Genomic DNA, 22950 nt, shown 5'->3' with positions numbered 1-22950 from the left:
GTTCCTCTCCCTTAGCGAATATTCAGCAGTGCATCAAAGAGCGAATTCGCCGTTTGCAGTACCTGAGCGTTGGCCAGGTAATACTGCTGATAACGCTGCAAATTCCCGTACTCTTCGTCGAGGTTAACCCCGGAAATAGACTGTTGCTGATTTGAAAGCTGCGTGACCACGTTGTTTTGCGTGGTGCTGCTGGTTTTTAAGGTCGCCGTTTTGTTCCCGACATCGCTCACCAGCGTAGCGTAAGCATCGTTAAAGGTTTTATTCCCGATGGTTGCCTTGGTTTGCAGATCCAGCAGTTTCTGGCCGTTACGGTTATCGCTTTTACCTTTATCAACATTGGGATCAGTGTCATTTTTGGACACTTCAGCCATGGCGATTTTCGACTCATCGGTCACCGCCACTTTCATATTAATAATGGCGTCACCCACGGGTTTCACCGTAAAGCTGTCATTTGCCAGCGCACCATTTTTGACGGTGATTTCCAGCCCATCAAAGGACATTTTTCCGCCAGTAACCGTCGGCTTAAAGCTGGTATTGTCAGCCAGACGGGTTACCTGCCAGTCAGTACCATCAAACGTAATTTTATAGTCGGTTGCCTGCACCGACGAGCTATCCGTCATTTTAACATCAAGCGCACCGGTCCCTTTATTCTTCGTATTGCTAAGGACTGCCGGGCCACCAATATCGAAAAAGTTTTTGCCCGGGTCGCCGTTGGCATCAAAACCTTCTTTGTGCTGCGTGTTAAACGCATCAGCAAAGGCGAGGGCCAACTGACCAAGGGTATTACGCGTCTGGTCGAGTTCCTGCGAACGGAACGTCAACAGCCCGCCCAGCGAACCGGTCGTGATCAGTTTTTCCGGGATGGCAACTTCTCCGGCCACGCCGTCAACATAAGCGACGGTCGTGCGAGAGGGATCATCGCTGGAAGGTACAGCGGCCAGCTGGCGAGCATTGCTGCCTTGCACCAGCGAATAGCCATTCGCCATGGTCACGTTGTAGGTGCCGCCGTCCTGAATGCTGACTTCCACACCAACAATCTTGTTCAGATCACTCACCAGTTGATCGCGCTGATCGAGCAGATCGTTAGGTGATGCACCCGCACCAACGCCGGTCAAACGGGAGATTTGGTCGTTAAGGCTGGCAATTTGCTTCGAATAGTTGTTGATTTGATCGACGCTGGCCTTAATCGCAATATTGACCTGCTTATCCTGATCGCGCAGATATTGGTCCGTCGTTCTGAACTGATTGACTAAGCCATCAGCTTTACCGATAAGTGCCTGACGCGCCGCCGGATCTTCTGCGTTACTCACCAACGTCTGCAGGCTGGTAAAAAAGCCCTGCATCGACGTTGAGATCGAACTGGTTTTGCTGGCGAGCAGGTTGTCGATTTTTGACATTTGCTCGTAACGTGTCGTCAGACCGCTGCTCTGGTTCTGCGCCGCACGTAACTGATTAGTGATAAATGAGTCATACTCACGCTGTACGCCAGAAACATAGACACCATTGCCGACCCAGCCCCCCGCACCCAGCGTGCTGTTCGCTTGCGCCATAATTGTCGTTTGTCGGGTATAGCCGGCAACGTTATAGCTGGAGATGTTATTACTGGCAGTGTTCAACGCGGCCTGCGCTGCGCTGAGTCCACTCATCGCGTTATTAATCAAGCTGGACATGGAGGTTCCTTGTAATCCTTCAATACTCGGTATTATCGGCAGCAGGTCAGCAGACTTGAGCTATTTAAAAGAGATTATCGAGATTCGTGCTGTAGGTTTTACTCACCTTTTCGCTCATCGATTTTAGCTGCTGGATCATGCTGGTTAATTTGCGCGCATAGTTAGGGTCAGTGGCGTAACCAGCATTCTGCAATGCCTGGGCACCCTGCTCAGCGGTCGCGGCACCGGTCACCGCGGCGTAACGCGGATTGCGGGATATCAGACCGACATAATCCGACAGTGCTTCAAGATAGGAGCTATAAACACGGAATTTCGCTTTCACTTTTTTCGCCTCACCGTTTTCGTATTCGGTGGTGGTGATTTCAGTGGTCGGCCCTTTCCAGCTTCCCGAGGCTTTCACACCAAAAATGTTAAAGCTCGGCTCGCCATTCTCCCGTCGAATTTGTCGTTGCCCCCACCCGGACTCCAGCGCAGCCTGCGCCAGAATCAGATGATGAGGAACCCCACTCTGCTGACTGGCCAGTTTTGCCGGCAGCGAAAGTTGAGCCAGGAAGTCTTTGCTGTCACCCGACAGCGGCTCATCATTGCTTTCTGTGGTTCTGGGCATCGCTTTACGCACCAGTTGCGTCAGCGTCTGATTTTGATAGCTGGTCACCGTTTCCAGCGAGAATTTCATCGGTACCTGCGGCGCATCATCCGCAGGTTGCCCCTGTCCTTGCGTCATCTGCTTGACCATCATTTCTGCCAGCCCCAGACCTTTTCCTGCGGTCATCTGCTGGGCGATCTGTTGGTCATACATGCTGGTGTATAAACGCGTGGAGTCGCTGCTAAACACACCGTCTTTTGGCAACGCCTCGCGCATACTTTTCAGCATCATCTGCACGAACATCCCTTCAACCTGGCGGGCGACCGGGCGGATATTTGCCGCCGGATCCTGACCCGCTTTCGCTTTCAGTTCGTTCAGTGATTGTGCATCCCAGGCTGCGCTGGTCAGCAGTTTGCTATCACCAATCATCAGATGATTTCCAGTTTGGCGCGCAGACAACCCGCACTTTGCATGGATTGCAGGATAGACATCAGGTCCATCGGTGTTGCCCCCAGCGCATTCAATGCACGTACGACGTTGTTCAGGTTGGCGCTGGAACGCACGCTCTGCAACGAACCACCGCTCTGGCGCAGATCGATCTGCGTTTGTGGCGTCACTACAGTTTGCCCACCGCCAAACGGTGTATCCGGCTGGCTAACATTCGCCTGGCGGTTAACCGTAATCGACAGGTTGCCTTGCGCCACGGCACAGCTGTCCAGCGTTACCTCGCGGTTCATGACCACCGATCCCGTACGCGAGTTAATAATTACCTTCGCGTCCTGCGGCGTGACGTTCACCTCCATATTCTGAATGTCGGCGAGGAAGCGCACCTGCGAACTGTTGCCGCTTGGCACCCGCACCTGGATCGTCCGGGCATCCAGCGCCGTTGCGCTGCCAAAACCGCGCGAGCGGTTAATGGTGTCGGTAATTTGCTGCGCCATGGTGAAATCTTCATTATTCAGCTGCAAATTAATGGTGTTACCGCCGCCGAACTGGCTGGGTAATTCGCGTTCGATGGTCGCGCCGTTGGTAATACGTCCGCCATTGAGCTGGTTTACCTGCACGCTGCTGCCACCCGCAGCCGCGCCTGCACCGCCAACCAGAATATTCCCCTGCGCCAACGCATATACCTGGCTATCGACCCCTTTCAGCGGAGTCATCAGCAGCGTACCGCCGCGCAGGCTTTTAGCGTTCCCCATGGAAGAGACCACCACGTCAATGGTTTGCCCCTGACGACCAAAGGCCGGGAACTGCGCGGTGACCATTACCGCTGCCACGTTTTTCAGCTGCATATTGGTGCCGGTGGGCACGGTGATCCCCAACTGCGACAGCATGTTGTTGAGCGTTTGTGTCGTAAATGGCGTCTGGGTAGTCTGGTCACCCGTACCATCCAGCCCGACCACCAGCCCATAACCAATCAGCGAGTTTTCCCGCACGCCCTGCACGCTGGTCAGGTCTCGAATACGGTCGGCATGCGCGAAGGCGGTTACCAACACCAGTACCATTCCAACAAAAGTTTTAAACACTGGAGACCTCGCTTACATCGGCGACAAGTTAAGGAAGAAACGCTGCAACCAGCCCATATTTTGCGCTTCATTGATGTAGCCGTTGCCGACGTACTCAATCCGCGCGTCCGCAACCTGCGTTGACGGTACGGAGTTACTGCCACTGATGGTGCGCGGGTTAACCACCCCGGAGAAGCGAATGAATTCAGTGCCCTGATTAATGGCGATCTGTTTTTCACCCACGACATGTAAGTTGCCATTCACCAGTACCTGATCGACCGTTACGGTCAGCGTACCGCTGAAGGTATTTCTGGCGTTCGCGCCGCCTTTACCGTTAAACGAGTTGCCACCAGAAGCCTCTACGTCGGCACGCTCGTTGCCAAATAACCCCTGCAGATAACGTGGTACCGTGTCAAACCCAAAGTTAGTTTTGCCATCACGACTGGCATTCGCCGAGGAGCTTTTGCTCGCGCTGACGTTTTCCTGCAATACGATAGTCAACGTATCGCCAATATTGCGCGGACGGCGGTCTTCAAATAACGGCTGGTAGCCATAATTAATCGGCTGCGCAGACTGAAATATTGATCCATTCGCCACCGGCGTCGGGCCTGGAACTGGCTGGGCAGTCGTCGCGCCCTGCACGAGCGGAGTGGCCGGGATCCAGGCGCATCCTGTCAGTGAAACCACCAGCAGGGCCAAAATCGGGTATGGGTGAAGCGCGTATTTTCGCATTGCCTTCATCTTCAAAATCAGTACGCCGGTGAGGCTTTCACCCCACCGGACGTCACTTTAGAGTTGCGTCAGTTTTTGCAGCATCTGATCGGTGGTCGATACCGCTTTACTGTTGATTTCATAAGCACGTTGAACCTGGATCATGTTGACCAGTTCTTCCGCCACGTTGACGTTAGAGGTTTCCACATAACCCTGGTACAACAGGCCCGCACCGTTCAGCCCCGGCGTGCTTTCGTTCGGTGCACCGGACGATTGCGTTTCGGTGTACAGATTCTCACCAATACTTTCCAGACCGGTATCATTCATGAAGGTCGTCAGGTTGAGCTGTCCTACCTGAACTGGAGCAGCCTGACCCTGCTGGGTGACACTGACAATCCCGTCGCGCCCAATAGTGATACTGAGCGAGTTAGCCGGGATAGTGATTGCAGGCTGCACCTGAAAACCACCCGCCGTTACCAACTGACCGTTCTGATCCACCTGGAAAGAGCCATCACGGGTATAGGCTGACGTGCCATCTGGCAGCATGACCTGGAAAAACCCCTGGCCTTTAATCGCCACATCTTTACTGTTGTTGGTCTGCGACAGGTTACCCTGGCTATGTAAACGTTCGGTCGCAACCGGACGCACACCGGTACCAATCTGCAAACCAGACGGCAGCGTTGTCTGTTCAGAAGACTGAGCGCCAGGCTGGCGAATCGTCTGGTACAGCAGATCTTCAAACACCGCACGCTGGCGTTTAAAACCATTAGTACTGACGTTTGCCAGGTTGTTGGCAATCACATCCATGTTGGTTTGCTGCGCGTCCAGGCCGGTTTTGGCGATCCATAATGAATTGATCATAAAATGTCCTGTATTAACTCATCGACAGCAGTTGGTTGGCGCGGCCCGCGTTATCATCCACGCTACTGATAATCTTCATCTGCATTTCGAAGCGGCGAGCGCTGGCGATCATATCGCTCATCGCCGCAACCGGTTTGACGTTACTGCCTTCCAGTACGCCCGACATCACGCGGATGCTGGGGTCGGCTTGCAGTGTCGGTCCCCGGGTAGCCTGCGCTGCCGCACTCAGACGGAACATACCGTCATCACCACGTTGCACTTCACTTCCCGTCGCTTTAACCAGCTTCAGACGTCCTACTGGCGCCACCGTATTCGCGGGATCGCCTGGGTTGAGCGCCGAAATCGTTCCGTCAGCGGCGATAGTCACTTCCGACCCTTCCGGTACCGCTATCGGCCCAGCTTCGCCAATCACCGGATGTCCCTGAATGGTCAGTTCACCGGTTGGACTCACCTGAATTGCGCCATTGCGGGTGTATCCTTCGCGGCCATCAGCGGTCTGCACAGCCAACCAGCCATCCTGCTGCAAAGCCACATCCAGCGGACGGGAGGTATAATCCATCTGGCCTGGCGTCATGTCAGCTCCAGGCGTGGAGGCGACCACCAGCGTACGCGTTGGCAGCGAAAGCCCTTCTACGGGAACCGCACGCAGCGCGTTGAGCTGAGCACGAAAACCCGGTGTGGAGGCATTTGCCAGGTTGCTGGCCGTCACCGCCTGTTGATTCAGCGTCTGACTGGCCGCGCCCATGGCGGTATATATTGCGTGATCCATTAAGCCATCCCGTCAGGCGCTTAGCGCAGGTTGACCAGTGTGTTAAGGATCTGATCCTGGGTTTTGATGGTCTGCGCATTCGACTGATAGTTACGCTGAGCGACGATCATATTCACCAGTTCTTTACTCAAATCCACGTTAGAGGCTTCCAACGCACCGTTGGTCAGTTTGCCGAAGTTCCCCGTACCCGCGGTACCCAGCAGTGCCACACCGGAGGCCTGCGTTGCCGCCCAGACGTTATCGCCCTGAGATGCCAGACCTTCGTTGTTGGCAAAGTTTGCCAGCACGATCTGTCCCAAAACCTGTTTCTGTTCGTTGGAGTAGTTACCGACTACGGTACCGTCATTGTTAATCTGGTAGCTCACCAGATCGCCTGGTTTGTAGCCGTCCTGGTTAGTGGCAACAATGTTGTTTGCACCGGTGTTCTGCTGCATGGAGTTCTGGAAACTCATTGCGAAGGTGACGGCAGGTGCGCCATTGAGCGCAGCTGTGGTGATATTGAATGTACCGCCGCCGGTTAGCGCCCCATTGGTATCAAATTCCAGCGTGGACGTTGGTGCGGTTGGTACAGCAGCCTTCGGGTCGCTGCTATCAATGGTATAGACAGCCCATTTGTTATCAGGCTGTTTTACAAAATAGGCGTTAACTTCGTGGGCATTGCCCAGGCTGTCATAAACGGTGACAGGGCCTTTTTTGTTATAGCTGTCAGCATCTTTCGGATCGAACTTTGTCGTTGTCGGGATTTTATCCGATGAGTTCAGGTTGATCTGCATTGAGGCCTTGCTGGTTGCCTGTGCCGCCATCAATGTATTAGGGATCGTGATCGGCCCTGGGTTCGCACCTTGCTGAACTGTCGGCGGCGTACCGGTCGCTGGATAGCCCGTCAGTTTCAGTCCCTGCATGTTAACGATATTGCGGTTTTCATCGAGCTTGAACTGACCGTTACGGCTGAAGAAAACAGAACCATTGCTGTCAACCATACGGAAAAAACCGTTCTGGCTGATAGCCACATCCAGGCCACGTCCAGTGTTGGTGGTGGTACCATCGGTAAAGTCCTGGGTAATACCCGCAACTTTAACGCCCAGACCCACTTTAGAACCGGCGAACATGTCGGCAAAGGATGCCGTGCCGGATTTAAAACCGTAGGTGGCGGAGTTGGCGATGTTGTTACCAATGACATCGAGGTTGGTCGCTGCAGCGTTCAGACCGCTGACCGCTTGTGAAAAGGCCATGACTTACTCCTGATAAGTGTGAAGGCTTAAATTATCTGCCGTACTTCGTCGAGGGTGGTGGTTCCATAGGTGCCCAGGTCCAGCGTATTACCGCCGTTACTGCGGATAACACCCTGCACCAGCGCAAACTGTAGAGGCTGCGCCACAAGTTGCGTTCCGGCGTTGCTGGCCGCAATCGAAACGTTATACGAACCGCTCGGCGCATCCGTGCCGTCCGTCATGGTGCCATCCCAGGTAAAGGTGTGAACGCCCGCTTTCAACCCGCCAATATCAATGGTGCGTACCACCTTGCCGTCTTTATCGGTAATGGTTGCGGTAACCTTATCTGCCGGTTGCTGCAGCTCAACGCCAAATGGTGTCGTGGTCGTCGTTGCCCCTTCTTCCGCACCTTTACCGGTCAGAATGGTGGTTCCCGGGATCATGACGCCATGACCAATCAGAGTACTGGCCTGCAACGACTGGCTGCTATCGATCTGCCCGGAGATCGATCCCAGCGTGGTATTCAATTTTTCAATGCCGCTTACGGTACTGATTTGCGCTAACTGGGTAGTCAACTCATTGTTTTGCAGCGGGTTGGTCGGATCCTGGTTTTTCAACTGCGCGACCAGAAGCGTCAGAAAGCTGCTTTGCAGATCGGCCGCGTTGCTCCCTGTCAGCGAACTTTTGCCAGTGGCAGCATTAACACCCGACGTACTCGGGTCATTCATTTTTACAGCAACGGACATGTGCGCCTCCTTTACTGGCCCAGCGTCAGCGTTTTAAGCATCAAGCTTTTTACGGTATTGAGCACTTCAACGTTTGCCTGATAGCTGCGTGAAGCAGACATGGTGTTAACCATCTCGCCGACCACGTCGACATTCGGCATTTTTACGTAGCCATTCGCATCCGCCAGCGGATTGCCCGGCTCATAAACCAGCTTGTCCGGCGCCTGACTTTCAATGACGTCAGAAACTTTTACGCCACCGGTTGCTGCGCCTGGCGCTGCATCGACCTGAAAAACAACCTGCTTTGCGCGATACGGCTGACCATCAGGTCCGGTCACGCTATCGGCGTTCGCCATGTTGCTGGCAGCCACGTTCAGACGCTGAGACTGAGCCGTCAGCGCAGAACCTGCGATATCAAAAATATTGAGCAACGCCACGGGTTAGTTCCCTCCTTGCAGCACGTTCATCATGCCCTTGATTTGCCCACCTAACGCGGTAAGCCCCATCTGGTACTTCAGGCTGTTATCCGCAAACTGCGTACGCTCCCTGTCCATATCCACCGTGTTGCCATCCAGAGACGGCTGGTCAGGAATGCGATAGAGCAACTCCGTAGAAGGAGCCGAGACAGTCTGGGCAGGAATGTGTTGTGCAGAGGTCAGCGTCAACGAAACACCGCCCGTTTCTTCCCGCCCGCGCACCATGACTTTTTTTAATTCACTGGCGAAATCCAGGTCGCGCGCCTGATACCCTGGCGTGTCGGCATTGGCAATGTTGGCCGCTAATATTTCCTGGCGTTGGGCGCGCAAATTCAGCGCTTCCTGTTGAAAACGTAAGGCGGCGTCGAGCTTATCGAGCATATCTCCTCCGCAAATGACAAAATTCAGCCGACAGCTTAAATCCCATCACGCGCGCGTTATCGCCGGAATAAACGCAAAATGCGTCGCTATTTGTTGCGTTGATGACTGCGTCACACAGGTAGAATCCTGCCACTACCTGAAAAAGCGCGAGGTTTTGATGCAAACGTTTAAACGTGGAATAGTTGTGGCAGCACTGCTGTTCAGCCCTATGACGCTGGCACAAGACCTGAATTCGCAGTTAACCGCGTGGTTTTCCCAGCGCCTGGCCGGGTTTAGCGATGAGGTGGTCGTCACTGTCCGTACGCCGCCAAACTTGCAGCCCAGCTGTGACCAGCCTGCGCTGAGCGTGTCCGGCAGTGCGAAACTGTGGGGTAACGTGAACGTACTGGCTCGCTGCGCCAATGAAAAGCGCTACCTGCAGGTCACGGTGCAAGCCACCGGCAACTATGTTGTCGCAGCGGCCCCTGTTGCCCGAGGAAGCGCACTGAACGCGGCCAGCGTAACGCTAAAACGTGGTCGTTTGGATCAACTGCCGCCACGCGCCGTACTGGACGTTAATCAGGTTCAGGATGCCGTGAGCCTGCGCGACCTGGTTCCCGGTCAGCCAATCCAGCTCACAATGTTGCGCCAGGCGTGGCGGATAAAAGCGGGTCAACGCGTGATGGTTATCGCCAACGGAGACGGCTTTCGGGTCAATGCCGAAGGTAAAGCGCTCAACAATGCAGCCGTCGCGCAAAACGCACGGGTGCGGATGATTTCTGGTCAGGTGGTGAGTGGAATCGTCGATTCTGATGGGAATATTCTTATTAACCTATAATAGGTTAAAGATTTTTTAGCGAGTGCCGATAGATAATCAACCAATGATTAAAGCGGGTCGCTATAGCGTAACCCCTCGATGAGGATAGAAAAAATGAGTATTGATCGTACCTCACCATTGAAGCCAGTAAGCACTGTCCAGCCACGCGAAACCAGCGACTCGCCGGTACAAAAAGCGCGGAAGGAAAAAACAGCGACGACAAACAGCACCAGCGTAATGCTGAGTGACGCTCAGGCCAAACTGATGCAGCCCGGCACCAATGACATCAACATGGAACGTGTCGAAGCGCTGAAAACCGCGATCCGTAACGGCGAGCTGAAAATGGATACCGGAAAAATTGCCGACTCGCTGATCCGCGAGGCACAGAGCTACCTACAGAGTAAATAAAGTATGACTCGTTTGTCAGAAATACTTGATCAGATGACGACCGTCCTCAATGACCTGAAAACGGTGATGGATGCTGAGCAGCATCAGCTTTCTGCAGGGCAGATCAACGGTAGCCAGCTACAGCGAATTACAGAAGAAAAAAGTTCTTTGCTGGCCACCCTCGATTATCTGGAACAGCAGCGCCGCCTGGAAAATGATGCCACGCGCAGCGCCAATGATGAGATTGCCGAGCGCTGGCAGACTATCACCAGGAAGACACAGCATTTGCGCGATCTCAACCAGCACAATGGTTGGCTGCTCGAAGGGCAAATCGAACGCAATCAACAGGCAATTCAAGTGCTGAAACCGCACCAGGAGCCGACGCTGTATGGCGCGAACGGCCAGACCTCTGCGGCACATCGCGGCGGGAAGAAATTCTCTATTTGATGATTGCCTGATGGCCTTGTGCTTATCAGGCAACGCTATTCTGTTGGCCGGATGCGGCGTTGCGCCGCCATCCGGCATCGGATGTTCATTACGCCGTCCGGCGTACAAACTCTTTCACTTTAAAGCCCAGCACGGCGAGCGCAGCAAAGTAAGCAGCAATACCTGCCACCACGACCGCCATCAGACGCAGCAGGCGCCACAACATCGTTCCCTGCGACCAATCTGGCATGATGTAGAGCATCCCAACCAGCACCGCCGACATCACCAACACGGAAATCACCAGTCGCGCCAGGAACCAGGTCCAGCCCGGTTGCGGGGTGAAGATTTTCTGCTTACGCAACTGCCAGTACAGCAGTGAAGCGTTCAGACACGCGGCAAGACCAATCGACAGCGACAGCCCGGCATGCTTTAACGGCCCGATAAACGCCAGGTTCATTACCTGGGTCATAATCAGCGTTACAATGGCAATCTTTACCGGCGTTTTAATATCCTGGCGCGAATAGAAACCTGGAGCCAACACTTTCACCACGATCAAGCCAATCAAACCTACCGAATACGCCACCAGCGCACGCTGGGTCATCGCAGCATCAAAGGCAGTAAATTTACCGTACTGGAACAGAGACACCGTCAGCGGTTTGGCCAGAATACCCAACGCTACAGCACTCGGTAATGCCAACAGGAAACACAAGCGCAGGCCCCAGTCCATCAGGCGACAATACTCATCATGATTACCGCTGGAAAAGCTTTTGGACAGCGATGGCAGCAGGATAGTCCCCAGCGCTACGCCAAGCACACCGGACGGAAACTCCATCAGACGGTCGGCATAGTACATCCACGAAACTGAGCCAGAGGCCAGAAACGAGGCGAAAATCGTATTGATGATCAGTGAAATCTGGCTGACTGATACCCCAAGGATCGCCGGGCCCATCTGCTTGACGACGCGCATCGCCCCCGCATCGCGGAAGTTCACACGCGGCAGTACCAGCATGCCAATTTTCTTCAGATGCGGAAGCTGATAAATCAGCTGTAGCACGCCACCCACGGTAACGGCCCACGCCAGCGCCAGCACTGGCGGATGAAAATAAGGGGCCGCAAACAGCGCGAAACCGATCATGCTGATATTCAGAAAAGTCGGGGCAAACGCAGGAATAGAAAAGCGGTTCCAGGTGTTAAGGATCGCACCAACCAGTGAGGCCAGTGAAATCAGTAGAATATAGGGGAAAGTGATCCGCAGCAGTTGAGTGGTCAGCGCAAATTTATCCGCTGTGTCGGCAAACCCCGGCGCGGTAACTAAAATCACCCATGGCGCAGCAAGCATCCCGGCCACCGTGACGACGGCCAGCGCCAGCGTCAACAGCCCGGAAACATAGGCGACAAACACGCGGGTGGCGTCTTCGCCCTGCTTACTTTTGTATTCGGCAAGAATCGGTACAAACGCCTGAGAGAACGCTCCCTCAGCAAAAATGCGGCGCAGCAGGTTAGGAAGTTTGAATGCCACAAAAAAGGCATCTGTCGCCATCCCTGCGCCAAAGATTCTGGCGACAATCGCATCACGCGCAAAACCCAGCACACGTGAGAACATCGTCATCGAGCTGACGGCTGCCAGCGATTTTAATAAATTCATCTATGTTGTATTCCAGACTCTGAGGCAGAACCCCGCATAATCAGCCCATTTACCGGATAAGACATAAGCGCCGATATCCGGTAATTTCGCAGTGCCTGCTGGCAACGCCTTTGCGTCTTATCAAGCCAACAAACCAGTCAAGGGCTGAAAAGAGGTGTTATTTTTGAGTTGGCATATAGTACCTGGATTACATTGAATTACTACCGCCAGATGTTACAGGGGGTTATTCCGCCATCGCCTCCCGCCACAGCATTTCGACAACGCGCTGGGCCAGTAGCGCCTGTTCGCCTGCCGTCTGCGGAACCGTCTGATTTTGCACGCACTCAATAAAATGACGTGCGCATCCGGCAAAACCACGCTGTTCCAGGGTAGTTTGCCAGCCTGCTACCGGCTTGTGCACTACGCCTTGCCCACGTTCCTCGCGCCATTCACGCATATCCGTAACGTCAATCAGGCCACCGTCCGTCACCGCCTGCACGCTCTCGCGTTGGCTACCAGCACGGCGGTGCATACTGGTGGTTATCTGTAGCTGATCGGCAGAAAAATGATGTTCAGCATAAAGCATTTCACCGATGTCATTTGTTAACAGCGTGCCGCCATTAAGTTGAACCTTTCCTCCTGCCAGCCACAGCGCGGTGTCTATTACGTGCAGATAATCATCCAGCAGCGTAAAACGCAGATCGTGCGGCCCGACGCTGTTCGTACGGTGCTTGTCCATACGGACTGACGCCGCATTGCCCAACTGCACCTGTAGATCCTGATACAGCGGCGCAAAGCGACGATTAAATCCAACCATTAGCGTCAGTTTTTTCCGCGCCGCCAGCTCCACCAGTTGTTCAGCTTCGCGCAGATTTTCTGCCAGCGGCTTGTCCACACAAACATGAACGCCGGCATTCAGCAACTCACTCACTACGGCGTAGTGAGTGGCGGTACTGGAATGAACGAAAACGGCATCGCAGGTTGCCGCTAAATTCTGTACGGAATCAACGTATGGCATTCGCCAGGTTTCACAAATACGCTGCGCTTTTTCCCGCGAGGGAGACCATGCGCCCTGCAGCGTCCAGTCCGCAGATGCGCCCAACACTGGCAACCATGCCTTTTGCGCGATGCCCCCTAACCCGACCACGCCAATACGCAATTTTCCCACGTTAGTCTCCCAGGTGTGCCAATAACGAATCGAGCCGCTGTTTCAACTCTGCCACTTCGGTTTCCAGCGCTTCAACACGCGCCTGCAAATCTCCGGACGCCGCCTGCGGTTCATCTGCCGCAGCGAGTGACTCATCAACCTCGCCACAAAACAGGTGCATATATCGACTTTCTCGTTTCCCAGGTTCACGCGCCAGGCGGACCACATAAGGGCCATCTTCCCGGGTAGCCAGTTTCTCCAGCGTCGACTCCACTTCCGCCATATCGCTGAACTCATACATGCGGGATGCGCGGCTACGTAATTCACCCGGTGTTTGAGCGCCACGGAGTAACAGCGTGGTGATCAATGCCACTTCACCCGCGCTAAGCTTAAGATTGCCAAACTCTGAATTACAGAACCGCTGTTCGTATTTGGTCACGCGATTACCAAAGCCGCTAACCGTACGCAGAAAATGCCTTTTTACCAGGTTATCAAGCTGATCCTGCACGTCGGCTTCCGATAGATTCATCACCGGTTCACGGTTGGTTTTTTGATTACACGCGGTCACCACACCATTCACGGAAAGGGGATATTGTTCCGGTGTAGTAACCTGCTTTTCTAATAAGCAGCCAATCACACGGGCTTCGGTGGCGGTTAATTCGTATTTCATCGTCTTCTCCATTATTCAGGCCGTGCGCCTGAAACTTAGCGACCGGGGGTCCATTCTGATGTTGTCAACGCCGTCAGCACATGATCGCGCCACTGTCCATCAATCAGCAGATAGTCTTTTGCATACCCTTCTTTCTCAAAGCCGAGTCGCGCCAGCAAATCGCCGCTACGCTTATTGTGTGGCATGTAGTTCGCCATAATGCGGTGAATATGTTGCGTCCGCTGCACATAACGAATAGCGGCGGTCAGGGCTTCGTACATCAGCCCCTGCCCTTGCCACTTCTGCGCAATGGAATAACCGAGATAACAGGCGTGGAAAGATCCGCGCACCACGTTCGAGAAGTTCGCAACGCCGATAATTTCTTTTTCGTCAGGATCGAGCAACGCGAAATACCAGGCTGTGCCTTGTTTATGGAATTCAGAGATCATGCTCAGACGCGCCTGCCAGCCAGAGGGGTAGCAGTGGCTTTCATCGCGGATAGGTTCCCAGGGCTTTAAGAAATGACGATTCTCTGCGTAATAATCTGCCAGACGCCAGGCATCACGCTCATGCACCAAACGCACGACCAGGCGGTCCGTGGTTAAGCGCACTTTTGGCACGTTACTGCGATAGCCAAACATTCTATACCTACTCCTTCCCGTAACGTCTTCAATACGCAATTCGCATTACTATACCTGTGCAAATACACCGTGTGAAAAGAGCAAAATGCCATTTTTTGAATTATTCACACTTTTTGATGAAAACTCTCTATCAAGACTGACTTTTGATAAAAAAATATTGTCCCGCCAAGGGTGGGAAAAGCACAAACGACACCGCAGAATAGAAGGTGCTTATCTTTTAAACTCTCCACCGAGTGACGAGTTTTTTCCCTGGAGGGGAAATGTCGCAAGTCTCGCAGGCAAGGAACCTGGGTAAATATTTCCTGCTCATCGATAATATGCTGGTCGTGCTGGGTTTCTTTGTCGTTTTCCCACTGATCTCTATCCGTTTCGTCGACCAAATGGGCTGGGCCGCCGTGATGGTCGGTATCGCACTTGGATTGCGCCAATTTATCCAGCAAGGTCTGGGGATTTTTGGCGGCGCAATTGCTGACCGCTTTGGTGCCAAACCGATGATTGTGACCGGTATGCTGATGCGTGCCGCCGGGTTCGCCACGATGGGGATTGCACACGAACCCTGGCTATTGTGGTTCTCCTGTTTCCTCTCCGGTTTAGGTGGTACGTTATTCGACCCGCCCCGCTCGGCGCTGGTGGTCAAACTGATCCGCCCGGAAAAGCGCGGGCGTTTTTTTTCTATTCTGATGATGCAGGACAGTGCCGGTGCCGTGGTCGGCGCATTGCTCGGCAGTTGGCTGTTACAGTACGATTTCCGTCTGGTTTGCGCCGTAGGCGCGATTTTGTTCGTTCTGTGCGCCGCATTTAACGCCTGGCTACTTCCGGCATGGAAGCTATCTACCGTGAAGATTCCCGTGCGCGAAGGCATGAGCCATGTGATGCATGACAAACGCTTTGTCACCTATGTCCTGACGCTGGCGGGCTATTACATGCTGGCGGTACAGGTTATGTTGATGCTGCCGATTATGGTTAATGACATTGCCGGTTCGCCGGCCGCCGTGAAGTGGATGTATGCCATCGAAGCGTGTCTCTCTTTAACGCTGCTCTACCCTATCGCCCGCTGGAGTGAAAAACGTTTTCGTCTTGAACATCGGCTGATGGCAGGCCTGCTGATCATGTCTCTTAGCATGATGCCCATCGGTCTGGTCGGGAATTTACAGCAGCTTTTCACCCTGATTTGCACCTTCTATATCGGTTCTATCATCGCCGAACCGGCGCGCGAGACGTTGAGCGCGTCGTTGGCAAATGCGCGCGCACGGGGCAGTTACATGGGCTTTAGCCGCCTCGGATTAGCCATCGGCGGTGCCATCGGTTATATCGGTGGCGGCTGGCTGTTTGACATGGGTAAAGCACTGTCACAGCCAGAACTCCCGTGGATGATGCTCGGCATTATCGGCTTTATCACCTTCCTCGCGCTGGGTTGGCAGTTTAGCCATAAACGCCCGTCACGCGGCATGCTGGAACCTGATGCCTGATAGCTGACCAGACGTCCCGGACTCAATTTCAGTTTTTTCTGCTGGTGCCCGGGCCGCTGGTGCTGGATGCTGCTTTGTGTCACGATTACGCCACAAGTATCATGTTGAGGAACCCCATGAAAAAGATTTTTTTTGCTGCTGCACTGATTGTCAGCGGCCTGTTGGTTGGTTGTAATCAACTCACACAATACACGGTTAGCGAGCAAGAGATTAATCAGGCACTGGCTAAGCATAACGACTTCTCGAAAGATATTGGTCTGCCTGGCGTTGCTGAAGCCCACATCGTACTGACCAATCTCGCCAGCCAGATTGGTCGCGAAGAACCGAATAAAGTGACTCTGACAGGCGACGCCAATCTGGATATGAATTCCCTTTTTGGTAGCCAGAAAGCGACCATGAAGTTGAAGTTAAAAGCATTGCCAGTCTTCAATAAAGAAAAAGGCGCGATTTATCTGCAAGAAATGGAAGTGGTCGATGCGACCGTCACACCAGAGAAAATGCAATCTGTACTGCAAACTCTGATGCCCTACTTAAATCAGTCGCTGCGGAATTACTTTAACCAGCAACCGGCCTACATTCTGCGTGAAGACAGCAGCAAAGGCGAAGCATTGGCGAAAAAACTGGCGAAAGGGATTGAGGTTAAACCGGGTGAAATCATTATCCCGTTCACCGATTAATAAACAACAGGGCGCTAATGCGCCCTTTTTTTTCGTGCAAACGAAAACGTTTCCGCTTATCCTTTGTTTCCGGCAAAAAAGACTATCCTCAGCCGGAGCATATTAATGACTGCACCATCCCAGGTTTTAAAGATCCGCCGCCCAGACGACTGGCACCTTCACCTTCGCGATGGCGACATGTTGAAAACTGTCGTGCCTTATACCAGTGAAACTTATGGTCGCGCGATCGTTATGCCAAACCTCGCTCCGCCGGTCACGACAGTTGATGCGGCCATTGCGTACCGTCAGCGCATTCTGGACGCTGTACCCGCCGGACATAGCTTTACTCCGTTAATGACCTGCTACTTAACGGACACGCTGGATCCTAATGAACTTGAGCGTGGATTCAATGAAGGCGTCTTCACCGCCGCGAAACTTTATCCCGCTAATGCAACAACCAACTCGACACAGGGTGTAACCTCGGTCGATACCATTATGCCGGTACTGGAGCGCATGGAAAAATTGGGGATGCCACTGTTGGTGCACGGTGAAGTGACGCACGCTGATATCGACATTTTCGATCGCGAAGCACGTTTCATCGAAACGGTGATGGATCCCTTACGTCAGCGTTTAACCGCGCTAAAAGTGGTGTTTGAACATATCACGACCAAAGATGCCGCCGAATACGTGCGCGATGGCAACGAGCTTCTTGCAGCAACCATCACACCGCAGCATTTAATGTTTAACCGCAACCATATGCTGGTCGGTGGAATTCGTCCGCATCTGTACTGCCTGCCAATACTCAAACGTAACGTTCACCAGCAGGCGCTGCGTGAACTGGTTGCCAGCGGATTCAGTCGTGCATTCCTGGGTACCGACTCCGCACCGCATGCGCGTCATCGTAAAGAGTCCAGTTGCGGCTGTGCGGGCTGCTTTAATGCGCCAACCGCGCTGGGCAGCTATGCCACTGTGTTCGAAGAGATGAACGCCCTGGACCATTTCGAAGCCTTCTGCTCACTCAATGGCCCACAGTTCTATGGTTTGCCGGTGAATGAGACCTTTATTGAGCTGGAACGCGTGGAGCACCTGGTCCCGGAGAACATTGCGTTGGAAAACGATACGTTGGTGCCTTTCCTTGGCGGTGAAACGGTACGCTGGTCAGTAAAACGCTAAAAAAGTGTAGCCTCCTGTTGTCAACTGGCGCAGTTAACTGTATAAATAACCAGTATAAACAACAGGGGGCTATTATGCGTATTGAAGTCACTATTGCCAAAACTTCACCTTTACCAGCCGGTGCTATCGACGCGCTGGCAGATGAACTCTCCCGCCGTATTCATCATCATTTTCCGGATAACGAAGGTAACGTTACCGTTCGTTATGCCGGTACCAACAACTTGTCGGTTATTGGCGCAACAAAAGAGGACAAAGAACGCATCAGCGAAATCCTACAGGAAACATGGGAAAGCGCGGATGACTGGTTCATCAACGAATAAAAAATGATATGCAGTGATGTTTGTTTGCCGGGTCGCCCCGGCTTTTTTATGCGTGCATCCTTTAAATCAATCTTGCATTCACCACGCTAGCAGATAATTTATATTAAACACATTGATTATCTTTTAATCAAAACACCAAAATAATTGCACAACATGCTAAAAAAAAATGAATGACATGTTGTTTTATTAATCATATAACACTGAAAACAAAAAATTTATGCGCCGCCCTCTTTAAATTTTCAATGAATACCCTTATTTATTGATATACTGAAGTTGCTTCAGAAAAAAACGCATTGAACCTCGAAAACCGTTGTCTAGTAACACGAATTAGGGGGCATGATGGAAAAGAATAATGAAGTCATTCAGACTCATCCGCTTGTAGGATGGGACATCAGCACTGTTGATAGCTACGATGCGCTGATGCTGCGTTTGCACTACCAGACCCCGAATCGTCCGGACCCGGATGGGACTGAGGTCGGTCAAACGCTCTGGTTAACCACTGATGTTGCCAGGCAATTTATTTCGATATTAGAAGCCGGAATCGCTAAAATTGAATCTGGCGATTACCAGGTAAATGAGTATCAGCGACATTAAACCTGATACATCACACCATCAAAAGGCACCTTCATGGTGCCTTTCTTATTTGCAGGTTGAATATTCCGGGTCAGTTATTTACTCTGCTATACCTGTCATACTTCAAGTTGCATGTGCGTTGGCTTTATTACTCGGCCCATCCCTGGGATTCGCTGCGTCGCCGCGTGATTCGGCCTTACGGCCTCACCCCTTCGGGGGCGCTGTTCAAAACGGCGCGGGCGTTTGGTCCTGCAACTCGAATTATTTAAGGTATACTATCGCGATTGCAGAGAGAAGCGGATGAAATACGACTTAATCATTATTGGCAGCGGTTCCGTGGGCGCCGCAGGCGGATACTACGCCACTCGCGCCGGTCTCAACGTTCTGATGATCGATGCGCATATGCCACCGCATCAACAGGGCAGCCACCACGGCGATACACGATTAATTCGTCATGCGTATGGCGAAGGTGAAAAATACGTTCCGCTGGTGCTACGTGCGCAAACATTGTGGGATGAACTTTCCGCACAAAATGAAGAGCCTGTTTTTGTTCGCTCTGGCGTTATCAACCTGGGTCCTGCAGATTCGACCTTTTTAGCGACCGTAGCGCAAAGTGCCAAACAGTGGCAACTCAATGTCGAACAGCTGGATGCAGCAGCCATCATGACTCGCTGGCCAGAAATTCGCGTGCCTGAAAACTATATCGGGCTGTTTGAAGCCGAATCCGGTTTTTTGCGCAGTGAGCTAGCCATTAAAACCTGGATTCGCCTGGCTGAAGAGGCAGGTTGTGCACAGCTGTTTAAATGCCCCGTCACGGCGATTCATCACCACGGTGATGGCGTAACGGTTGCAACAGCCGATGGTGACTACCACGCGAAAAAAGTCGTCGTCAGCGCCGGTACCTGGGTCAAGGCATTACTGCCTGAACTGCCGATACAACCGGTGCGTAAGGTGTTCGCATGGTATCAGGCTGACGGGCGCTACAGTGTCAAAAACAAATTCCCGGCATTTACCGGCGAACTGCCTAATGGCGATCAATACTACGGTTTTCCGGCTGAGAATGACGAGTTAAAAATTGGCAGACATAACGGCGGACAGGTCATTCATTCACCTGAAGAACGTAAACCGTTTGCCGCTGTCGCCAGCGATGGTTCGGAAGCCTTCCCATTCCTGCGCGCTATTTTGCCTGGCATTGGCTGTTGTCTGCATGGCGCATCCTGTACTTACGATAACTCGCCAGATGAAGACTTCATTATCGATACACTGCCAGACCATGACAACACGCTGGTGATTACCGGACTCAGCGGACACGGTTTTAAGTTTGCTTCCGTACTGGGCGAAATTGCGGCTGATTTTGCCCAAGGCAAACCGTCAGCCTTTGACCTGACGCCATTCAGGCTGTCCCGTTTTAAGCGATAATTGATCAATGGCCTCGTTGGTGAGGCCATTTTTAATGACAGGAATAACATTGATGCGCCGCATCTTTCACTATCTGGTCAATAATATTCGCGAGCATTTCATGCTCTACATTATTTTATGGTCGCTGCTGGCGATTATGGACGTCATATATATTATGTTCTTCTAATCGATATGCGCTGACATTAATTGACAAAAACTGATAATTACTTAATTTCATTGCAATAAACTGAATAACATAATTTTCATCCCTCCTTGTTTTCAAGCCCTTCTCAATGGCCACTCACACTAACGATTTGATGATTGCGCCTTTAATCAATCAATTTTATTGAAATAAAAACAAATATCATCACCATTGTTATTTATTAGTTGCATTAATGTCTTTTACGCGCCATTTTCATTCACTTCTGAAATATCTAACGGTGTATTTATGCAATTCAATAATAGTCCACAGCGCTATGGCGTGGTGTCTGCCGCATTACACTGGCTGGTCGCTATTGCCGTCTATGGCATGTTTGCTCTGGGTTTATGGATGGTAACACTCAGTTATTACGATGGTTGGTATCACCAGGCGCCTGAACTGCATAAAAGTATCGGTGTGTTGCTGATGATGGGACTGGTTGTCCGCATTTTCTGGCGGGTTGTTTCCCCTCCCCCTGCCGCGCTGAAAAGCTATTCCCGTCTAACCCGCATTGCAGCGGCATTGGGCCACCTCACGCTATATACCCTGCTTTTTTCTATTGTCATCAGCGGCTATCTGATCTCTACCGCGGACGGTAAGGCAATAAGCGTATTTGGTTGGTTCGATGTTCCCGCCACGTTTGCCAACGCAGGCGTGCAAGCTGACATCGCCGGTAGCGTGCACCTGTGGCTCGCGTGGGCCGTGGTGGTTTTATCACTTCTGCATGGGTTAATGGCCCTGAAACATCACTTTATCGATAACGACGATACCCTTAATCGCATGTTGGGAAAACCGTCATCTGACTATGGAGCTTAAAATGAAAAAAAACCTGCTGGGACTCACACTCGCCTCTTTATTATTCACGACCGGCTCTGCTATCGCGGCGGATTACAAAATTGACAAAGAGGGACAGCATGCCTTTGTTAATTTCCGCATTCAGCATCTGGGATACAGCTGGCTGTACGGCACATTTAAAGACTTCGACGGCACATTTACCTTTGACGAGAAAAATCCGGCTGCCGATAAAGTCAATGTCACCATCAACACCAACAGTGTTGATACCAATCATGCCGAACGTGACAAACACCTGCGTAGTGCAGAATTCCTCAATGTGAGCAAGTTCCCGCAGGCCACCTTTACGTCCACCAGCGTGAAGAAAGAGGGCAACGATTTAGATATCACCGGTAACCTGACCCTGAACGGCGTCACCAAACCGGTAATACTGGATGCAAAGTTGATGGGTCAAGGGGGCGATCCATGGGGTGGCACACGCGCCGGTTTTGAAGCTCAAGGGAAAATAAAACTGAAGGATTTCAACATTACCACCGATCTCGGTCCCGCTTCGCAGGAAGTCGAATTAATTATCTCGGTGGAAGGCGTACAGCAGAAATAACATCCTATTGATGCCGGATGAGGCTTTTGCCGCCATCCGGCATCGTGTTATTGCGCAGGATCGGGAATACCGAGCTTAGTATTTAAACGACCACGCGATTTATTAAAGATCTTATTGCCATTCTCACGCCCCGCGCGACGGCGGCGCTGCTCTTCTTCCGGTAGTTCGCTCTCTTCACAACACAGTTCACTACAGCAGCCTTTATACTTTTGCGCACAGGCTGGACACTGTATAAACAGCAGATGGCAGCCATCGTTTTTGCAATTGGTATGGCTGTCACATGCGGTACCGCACTGGTGACAATGCGAAATCACATCGTCAGAGATCCTCTCTCCCATGCGTTCATCGAAAACAAAATTTTTGCCGATAAAACGCACAGGCAGCCCCTGCTCACGCGCTTTGCGGGCATACTCAATAATGCCGCCCTCAATGTGCCAGACTTTGCTAAACCCGTTATGTTTCATCCAGGCACTGGCTTTCTCACAACGAATCCCCCCGGTACAATACATAACGATTTTTTTATCCTTATGCTCCTGCATCATTTCTACCGCTTTCGGCAGCTGATCGCGGAAGGTGTCTGCCGGGATCTCCAGCGCGTTTTCGAAGTGACCCACTTCATATTCATAGTGGTTGCGCATATCAATAAACACCGCATCCGGATCGTCCAGCATGGCATTCACTTCAGCTGCCTTCAGATAATCACCCACGTTGCTGGCGTCAAAATCAGGATCATCAATGCCATCCGCAACAATTCGCTCACGGACCTTCATGCGCAGAACCCAGAAAGATTTGCCGTCATCATCTAATGCAATATTGAGACGCAACCCGGATAATGCAGGATCAAATGCGTATAACTGTTGGCGAAACGCATCAACGTTACTTTGCGGTACACTGATTTGTGCGTTAATGCCTTCCCGTGCAAGATATACGCGGCCAAACACATTCAGTGTAGTGAACAGTTGATACAGTGCATCACGCGTTTGCTGAGGATCAGCGATGGTGAAATATTTATAGAATGAAATCGTCGTGCGCGGCTCAGATTCCGCCAGCATTTTAGCTTTGAGCGCGTCATTCGAAATGCGGTTGTGTAACACTGGCATGGTGTACGTATCCTGCAATCAGTAAAAATGAAAATCGGCCGGCATGATAAAGCAAACTTCGCCAATTTACATCCACACATTTTACGCTACATTTCATACTTCAC

At 52.1% G+C, this 22950-nt stretch carries 27 protein-coding genes; 12 read left to right on the top strand and 15 right to left on the bottom strand.

Translation table 11 applies throughout. The features are described from left to right. Positions 1 to 11: 11 nt before the first annotated feature. The 10 genes from flgK to flgB form a co-directional block, all read right to left on the bottom strand. Positions 12 to 1670, bottom strand: coding sequence for a flagellar hook-associated protein FlgK (flgK, locus tag HV041_RS05440; protein WP_048211230.1), 1659 nt, complete (start codon positions 1668 to 1670; stop codon positions 12 to 14). A 64-nt stretch (positions 1671 to 1734) separates the two neighbouring features. After that, positions 1735 to 2685, bottom strand: a complete 951-nt coding sequence (gene flgJ, locus HV041_RS05435) for a flagellar assembly peptidoglycan hydrolase FlgJ (RefSeq protein WP_121584801.1) — start codon at positions 2683 to 2685, stop codon at positions 1735 to 1737. Continuing rightward, positions 2685 to 3761, bottom strand: coding sequence for a flagellar basal body P-ring protein FlgI (locus HV041_RS05430; protein ID WP_005129044.1), 1077 nt, complete (start codon positions 3759 to 3761; stop codon positions 2685 to 2687). The genes flgJ and HV041_RS05430 overlap by 1 nt, the downstream gene beginning before the upstream one ends. A gap of 33 nt (positions 3762 to 3794) precedes the next feature. After that, positions 3795 to 4493 (bottom strand): flagellar basal body L-ring protein FlgH, encoded by a 699-nt coding sequence (gene flgH, locus HV041_RS05425; protein WP_003836756.1) that lies wholly within the window; start codon positions 4491 to 4493, stop codon positions 3795 to 3797. Between the two features lie 57 nt (positions 4494 to 4550). After that, complete coding sequence (gene flgG / locus HV041_RS05420) at positions 4551 to 5333, bottom strand: flagellar basal-body rod protein FlgG (RefSeq protein ID WP_005129045.1); 783 nt, start codon at positions 5331 to 5333, stop codon at positions 4551 to 4553. A gap of 13 nt (positions 5334 to 5346) precedes the next feature. Then, a complete protein-coding gene (locus HV041_RS05415; protein WP_005129046.1) occupies positions 5347 to 6102 on the bottom strand; it encodes a flagellar basal body rod protein FlgF in 756 nt (251 codons plus the stop codon). Between the two features lie 20 nt (positions 6103 to 6122). After that, a complete protein-coding gene (gene flgE / locus HV041_RS05410; protein WP_040230673.1) occupies positions 6123 to 7334 on the bottom strand; it encodes a flagellar hook protein FlgE in 1212 nt (403 codons plus the stop codon). Positions 7335 to 7360: 26 nt separating this feature from the next. Further along, positions 7361 to 8059 (bottom strand): flagellar hook assembly protein FlgD, encoded by a 699-nt coding sequence (flgD, locus tag HV041_RS05405; protein WP_040230672.1) that lies wholly within the window; start codon positions 8057 to 8059, stop codon positions 7361 to 7363. 11 nt (positions 8060 to 8070) lie between these two features. Continuing rightward, positions 8071 to 8475, bottom strand: a complete 405-nt coding sequence (gene flgC / locus HV041_RS05400) for a flagellar basal body rod protein FlgC (protein ID WP_005129054.1) — start codon at positions 8473 to 8475, stop codon at positions 8071 to 8073. 3 nt (positions 8476 to 8478) lie between these two features. Further along, entirely contained in the window at positions 8479 to 8895 is a 417-nt protein-coding gene (gene flgB / locus HV041_RS05395) for a flagellar basal body rod protein FlgB (RefSeq protein ID WP_003036189.1), read from the bottom strand. A 157-nt stretch (positions 8896 to 9052) separates the two neighbouring features. Here flgB and flgA point away from each other — a divergent pair, with 157 nt between their 5' ends. The 3 genes from flgA to flgN all read left to right on the top strand — a co-directional run bounded on the left by flgA (position 9053) and on the right by flgN (position 10525). Continuing rightward, positions 9053 to 9712 (top strand): flagellar basal body P-ring formation chaperone FlgA, encoded by a 660-nt coding sequence (flgA, locus tag HV041_RS05390; protein ID WP_005129055.1) that lies wholly within the window; start codon positions 9053 to 9055, stop codon positions 9710 to 9712. A gap of 93 nt (positions 9713 to 9805) precedes the next feature. Next, positions 9806 to 10099, top strand: coding sequence for a flagellar biosynthesis anti-sigma factor FlgM (gene flgM, locus HV041_RS05385; protein WP_005129057.1), 294 nt, complete (start codon positions 9806 to 9808; stop codon positions 10097 to 10099). Between the two features lie 3 nt (positions 10100 to 10102). Beyond that, positions 10103 to 10525, top strand: a complete 423-nt coding sequence (gene flgN / locus HV041_RS05380) for a flagella biosynthesis chaperone FlgN (RefSeq protein ID WP_048211225.1) — start codon at positions 10103 to 10105, stop codon at positions 10523 to 10525. An 88-nt stretch (positions 10526 to 10613) separates the two neighbouring features. On the opposite strand, the gene murJ is transcribed toward flgN, so the two are convergent. The 4 genes from murJ to rimJ form a co-directional block, all read right to left on the bottom strand. Continuing rightward, entirely contained in the window at positions 10614 to 12149 is a 1536-nt protein-coding gene (murJ, locus tag HV041_RS05375) for a murein biosynthesis integral membrane protein MurJ (RefSeq protein ID WP_003036176.1), read from the bottom strand. 223 nt (positions 12150 to 12372) lie between these two features. Beyond that, positions 12373 to 13296 (bottom strand): Gfo/Idh/MocA family oxidoreductase, encoded by a 924-nt coding sequence (locus tag HV041_RS05370; protein ID WP_115643185.1) that lies wholly within the window; start codon positions 13294 to 13296, stop codon positions 12373 to 12375. A gap of 1 nt (position 13297) precedes the next feature. Then, positions 13298 to 13945 carry a YceH family protein gene (locus HV041_RS05365; RefSeq protein WP_048211222.1) on the bottom strand — a complete coding sequence of 216 codons (648 nt, stop codon included), beginning with the start codon at positions 13943 to 13945 and terminating at the stop codon, positions 13298 to 13300. A 35-nt stretch (positions 13946 to 13980) separates the two neighbouring features. Then, positions 13981 to 14565, bottom strand: coding sequence for a ribosomal protein S5-alanine N-acetyltransferase (gene rimJ / locus HV041_RS05360; RefSeq protein WP_005129064.1), 585 nt, complete (start codon positions 14563 to 14565; stop codon positions 13981 to 13983). Positions 14566 to 14825: 260 nt separating this feature from the next. Between rimJ and mdtH the strand changes: the two genes are divergently transcribed. The 9 genes from mdtH (at position 14826) to HV041_RS05315 (ending at position 21746) form a co-directional block, all read left to right on the top strand. Continuing rightward, entirely contained in the window at positions 14826 to 16034 is a 1209-nt protein-coding gene (gene mdtH / locus HV041_RS05355; protein WP_048211221.1) for a multidrug efflux MFS transporter MdtH, read from the top strand. Positions 16035 to 16150: 116 nt separating this feature from the next. Next, on the top strand, positions 16151 to 16711 hold the full coding sequence (locus tag HV041_RS05350; RefSeq protein ID WP_061068127.1) for a lipoprotein: 561 nt from the start codon (positions 16151 to 16153) through the stop codon (positions 16709 to 16711). 105 nt (positions 16712 to 16816) lie between these two features. Next, the gene (gene pyrC / locus HV041_RS05345) at positions 16817 to 17863 is read left to right on the top strand and encodes a dihydroorotase (RefSeq protein ID WP_121584802.1); all 1047 of its coding nucleotides are present in this window, start codon (positions 16817 to 16819) and stop codon (positions 17861 to 17863) included. A gap of 74 nt (positions 17864 to 17937) precedes the next feature. After that, positions 17938 to 18183 (top strand): DNA damage-inducible protein I, encoded by a 246-nt coding sequence (gene dinI, locus HV041_RS05340; protein WP_048211218.1) that lies wholly within the window; start codon positions 17938 to 17940, stop codon positions 18181 to 18183. A 339-nt stretch (positions 18184 to 18522) separates the two neighbouring features. Beyond that, positions 18523 to 18777, top strand: a complete 255-nt coding sequence (gene bssS / locus HV041_RS05335; RefSeq protein ID WP_003036154.1) for a biofilm formation regulator BssS — start codon at positions 18523 to 18525, stop codon at positions 18775 to 18777. A 279-nt stretch (positions 18778 to 19056) separates the two neighbouring features. Continuing rightward, positions 19057 to 20175 carry an N-methyl-L-tryptophan oxidase gene (solA, locus tag HV041_RS05330; protein WP_121584803.1) on the top strand — a complete coding sequence of 373 codons (1119 nt, stop codon included), beginning with the start codon at positions 19057 to 19059 and terminating at the stop codon, positions 20173 to 20175. A gap of 52 nt (positions 20176 to 20227) precedes the next feature. Continuing rightward, complete coding sequence (locus HV041_RS05325) at positions 20228 to 20341, top strand: YceO family protein (protein ID WP_003846814.1); 114 nt, start codon at positions 20228 to 20230, stop codon at positions 20339 to 20341. A 261-nt stretch (positions 20342 to 20602) separates the two neighbouring features. Continuing rightward, the gene (locus tag HV041_RS05320; protein ID WP_121584804.1) at positions 20603 to 21169 is read left to right on the top strand and encodes a cytochrome b; all 567 of its coding nucleotides are present in this window, start codon (positions 20603 to 20605) and stop codon (positions 21167 to 21169) included. 1 nt (position 21170) lies between these two features. Next, entirely contained in the window at positions 21171 to 21746 is a 576-nt protein-coding gene (locus tag HV041_RS05315; protein ID WP_048211216.1) for a YceI family protein, read from the top strand. Between the two features lie 47 nt (positions 21747 to 21793). Here the strand turns inward: HV041_RS05315 and HV041_RS05310 are convergent, their stop codons facing one another. Beyond that, the gene (locus HV041_RS05310; RefSeq protein ID WP_040230660.1) at positions 21794 to 22846 is read right to left on the bottom strand and encodes a rhodanese-related sulfurtransferase; all 1053 of its coding nucleotides are present in this window, start codon (positions 22844 to 22846) and stop codon (positions 21794 to 21796) included. Positions 22847 to 22950: the final 104 nt, after the last annotated feature.

The sequence above is a fragment of the Citrobacter sp. RHBSTW-00029 genome, from assembly GCF_014104295.1.
Lineage (GTDB): Bacteria > Pseudomonadota > Gammaproteobacteria > Enterobacterales > Enterobacteriaceae > Citrobacter > Citrobacter youngae.
The sequence above is the reverse complement of the archived record's forward strand: the minus strand, read 5'-3'. Positions and strand labels throughout refer to the sequence as shown.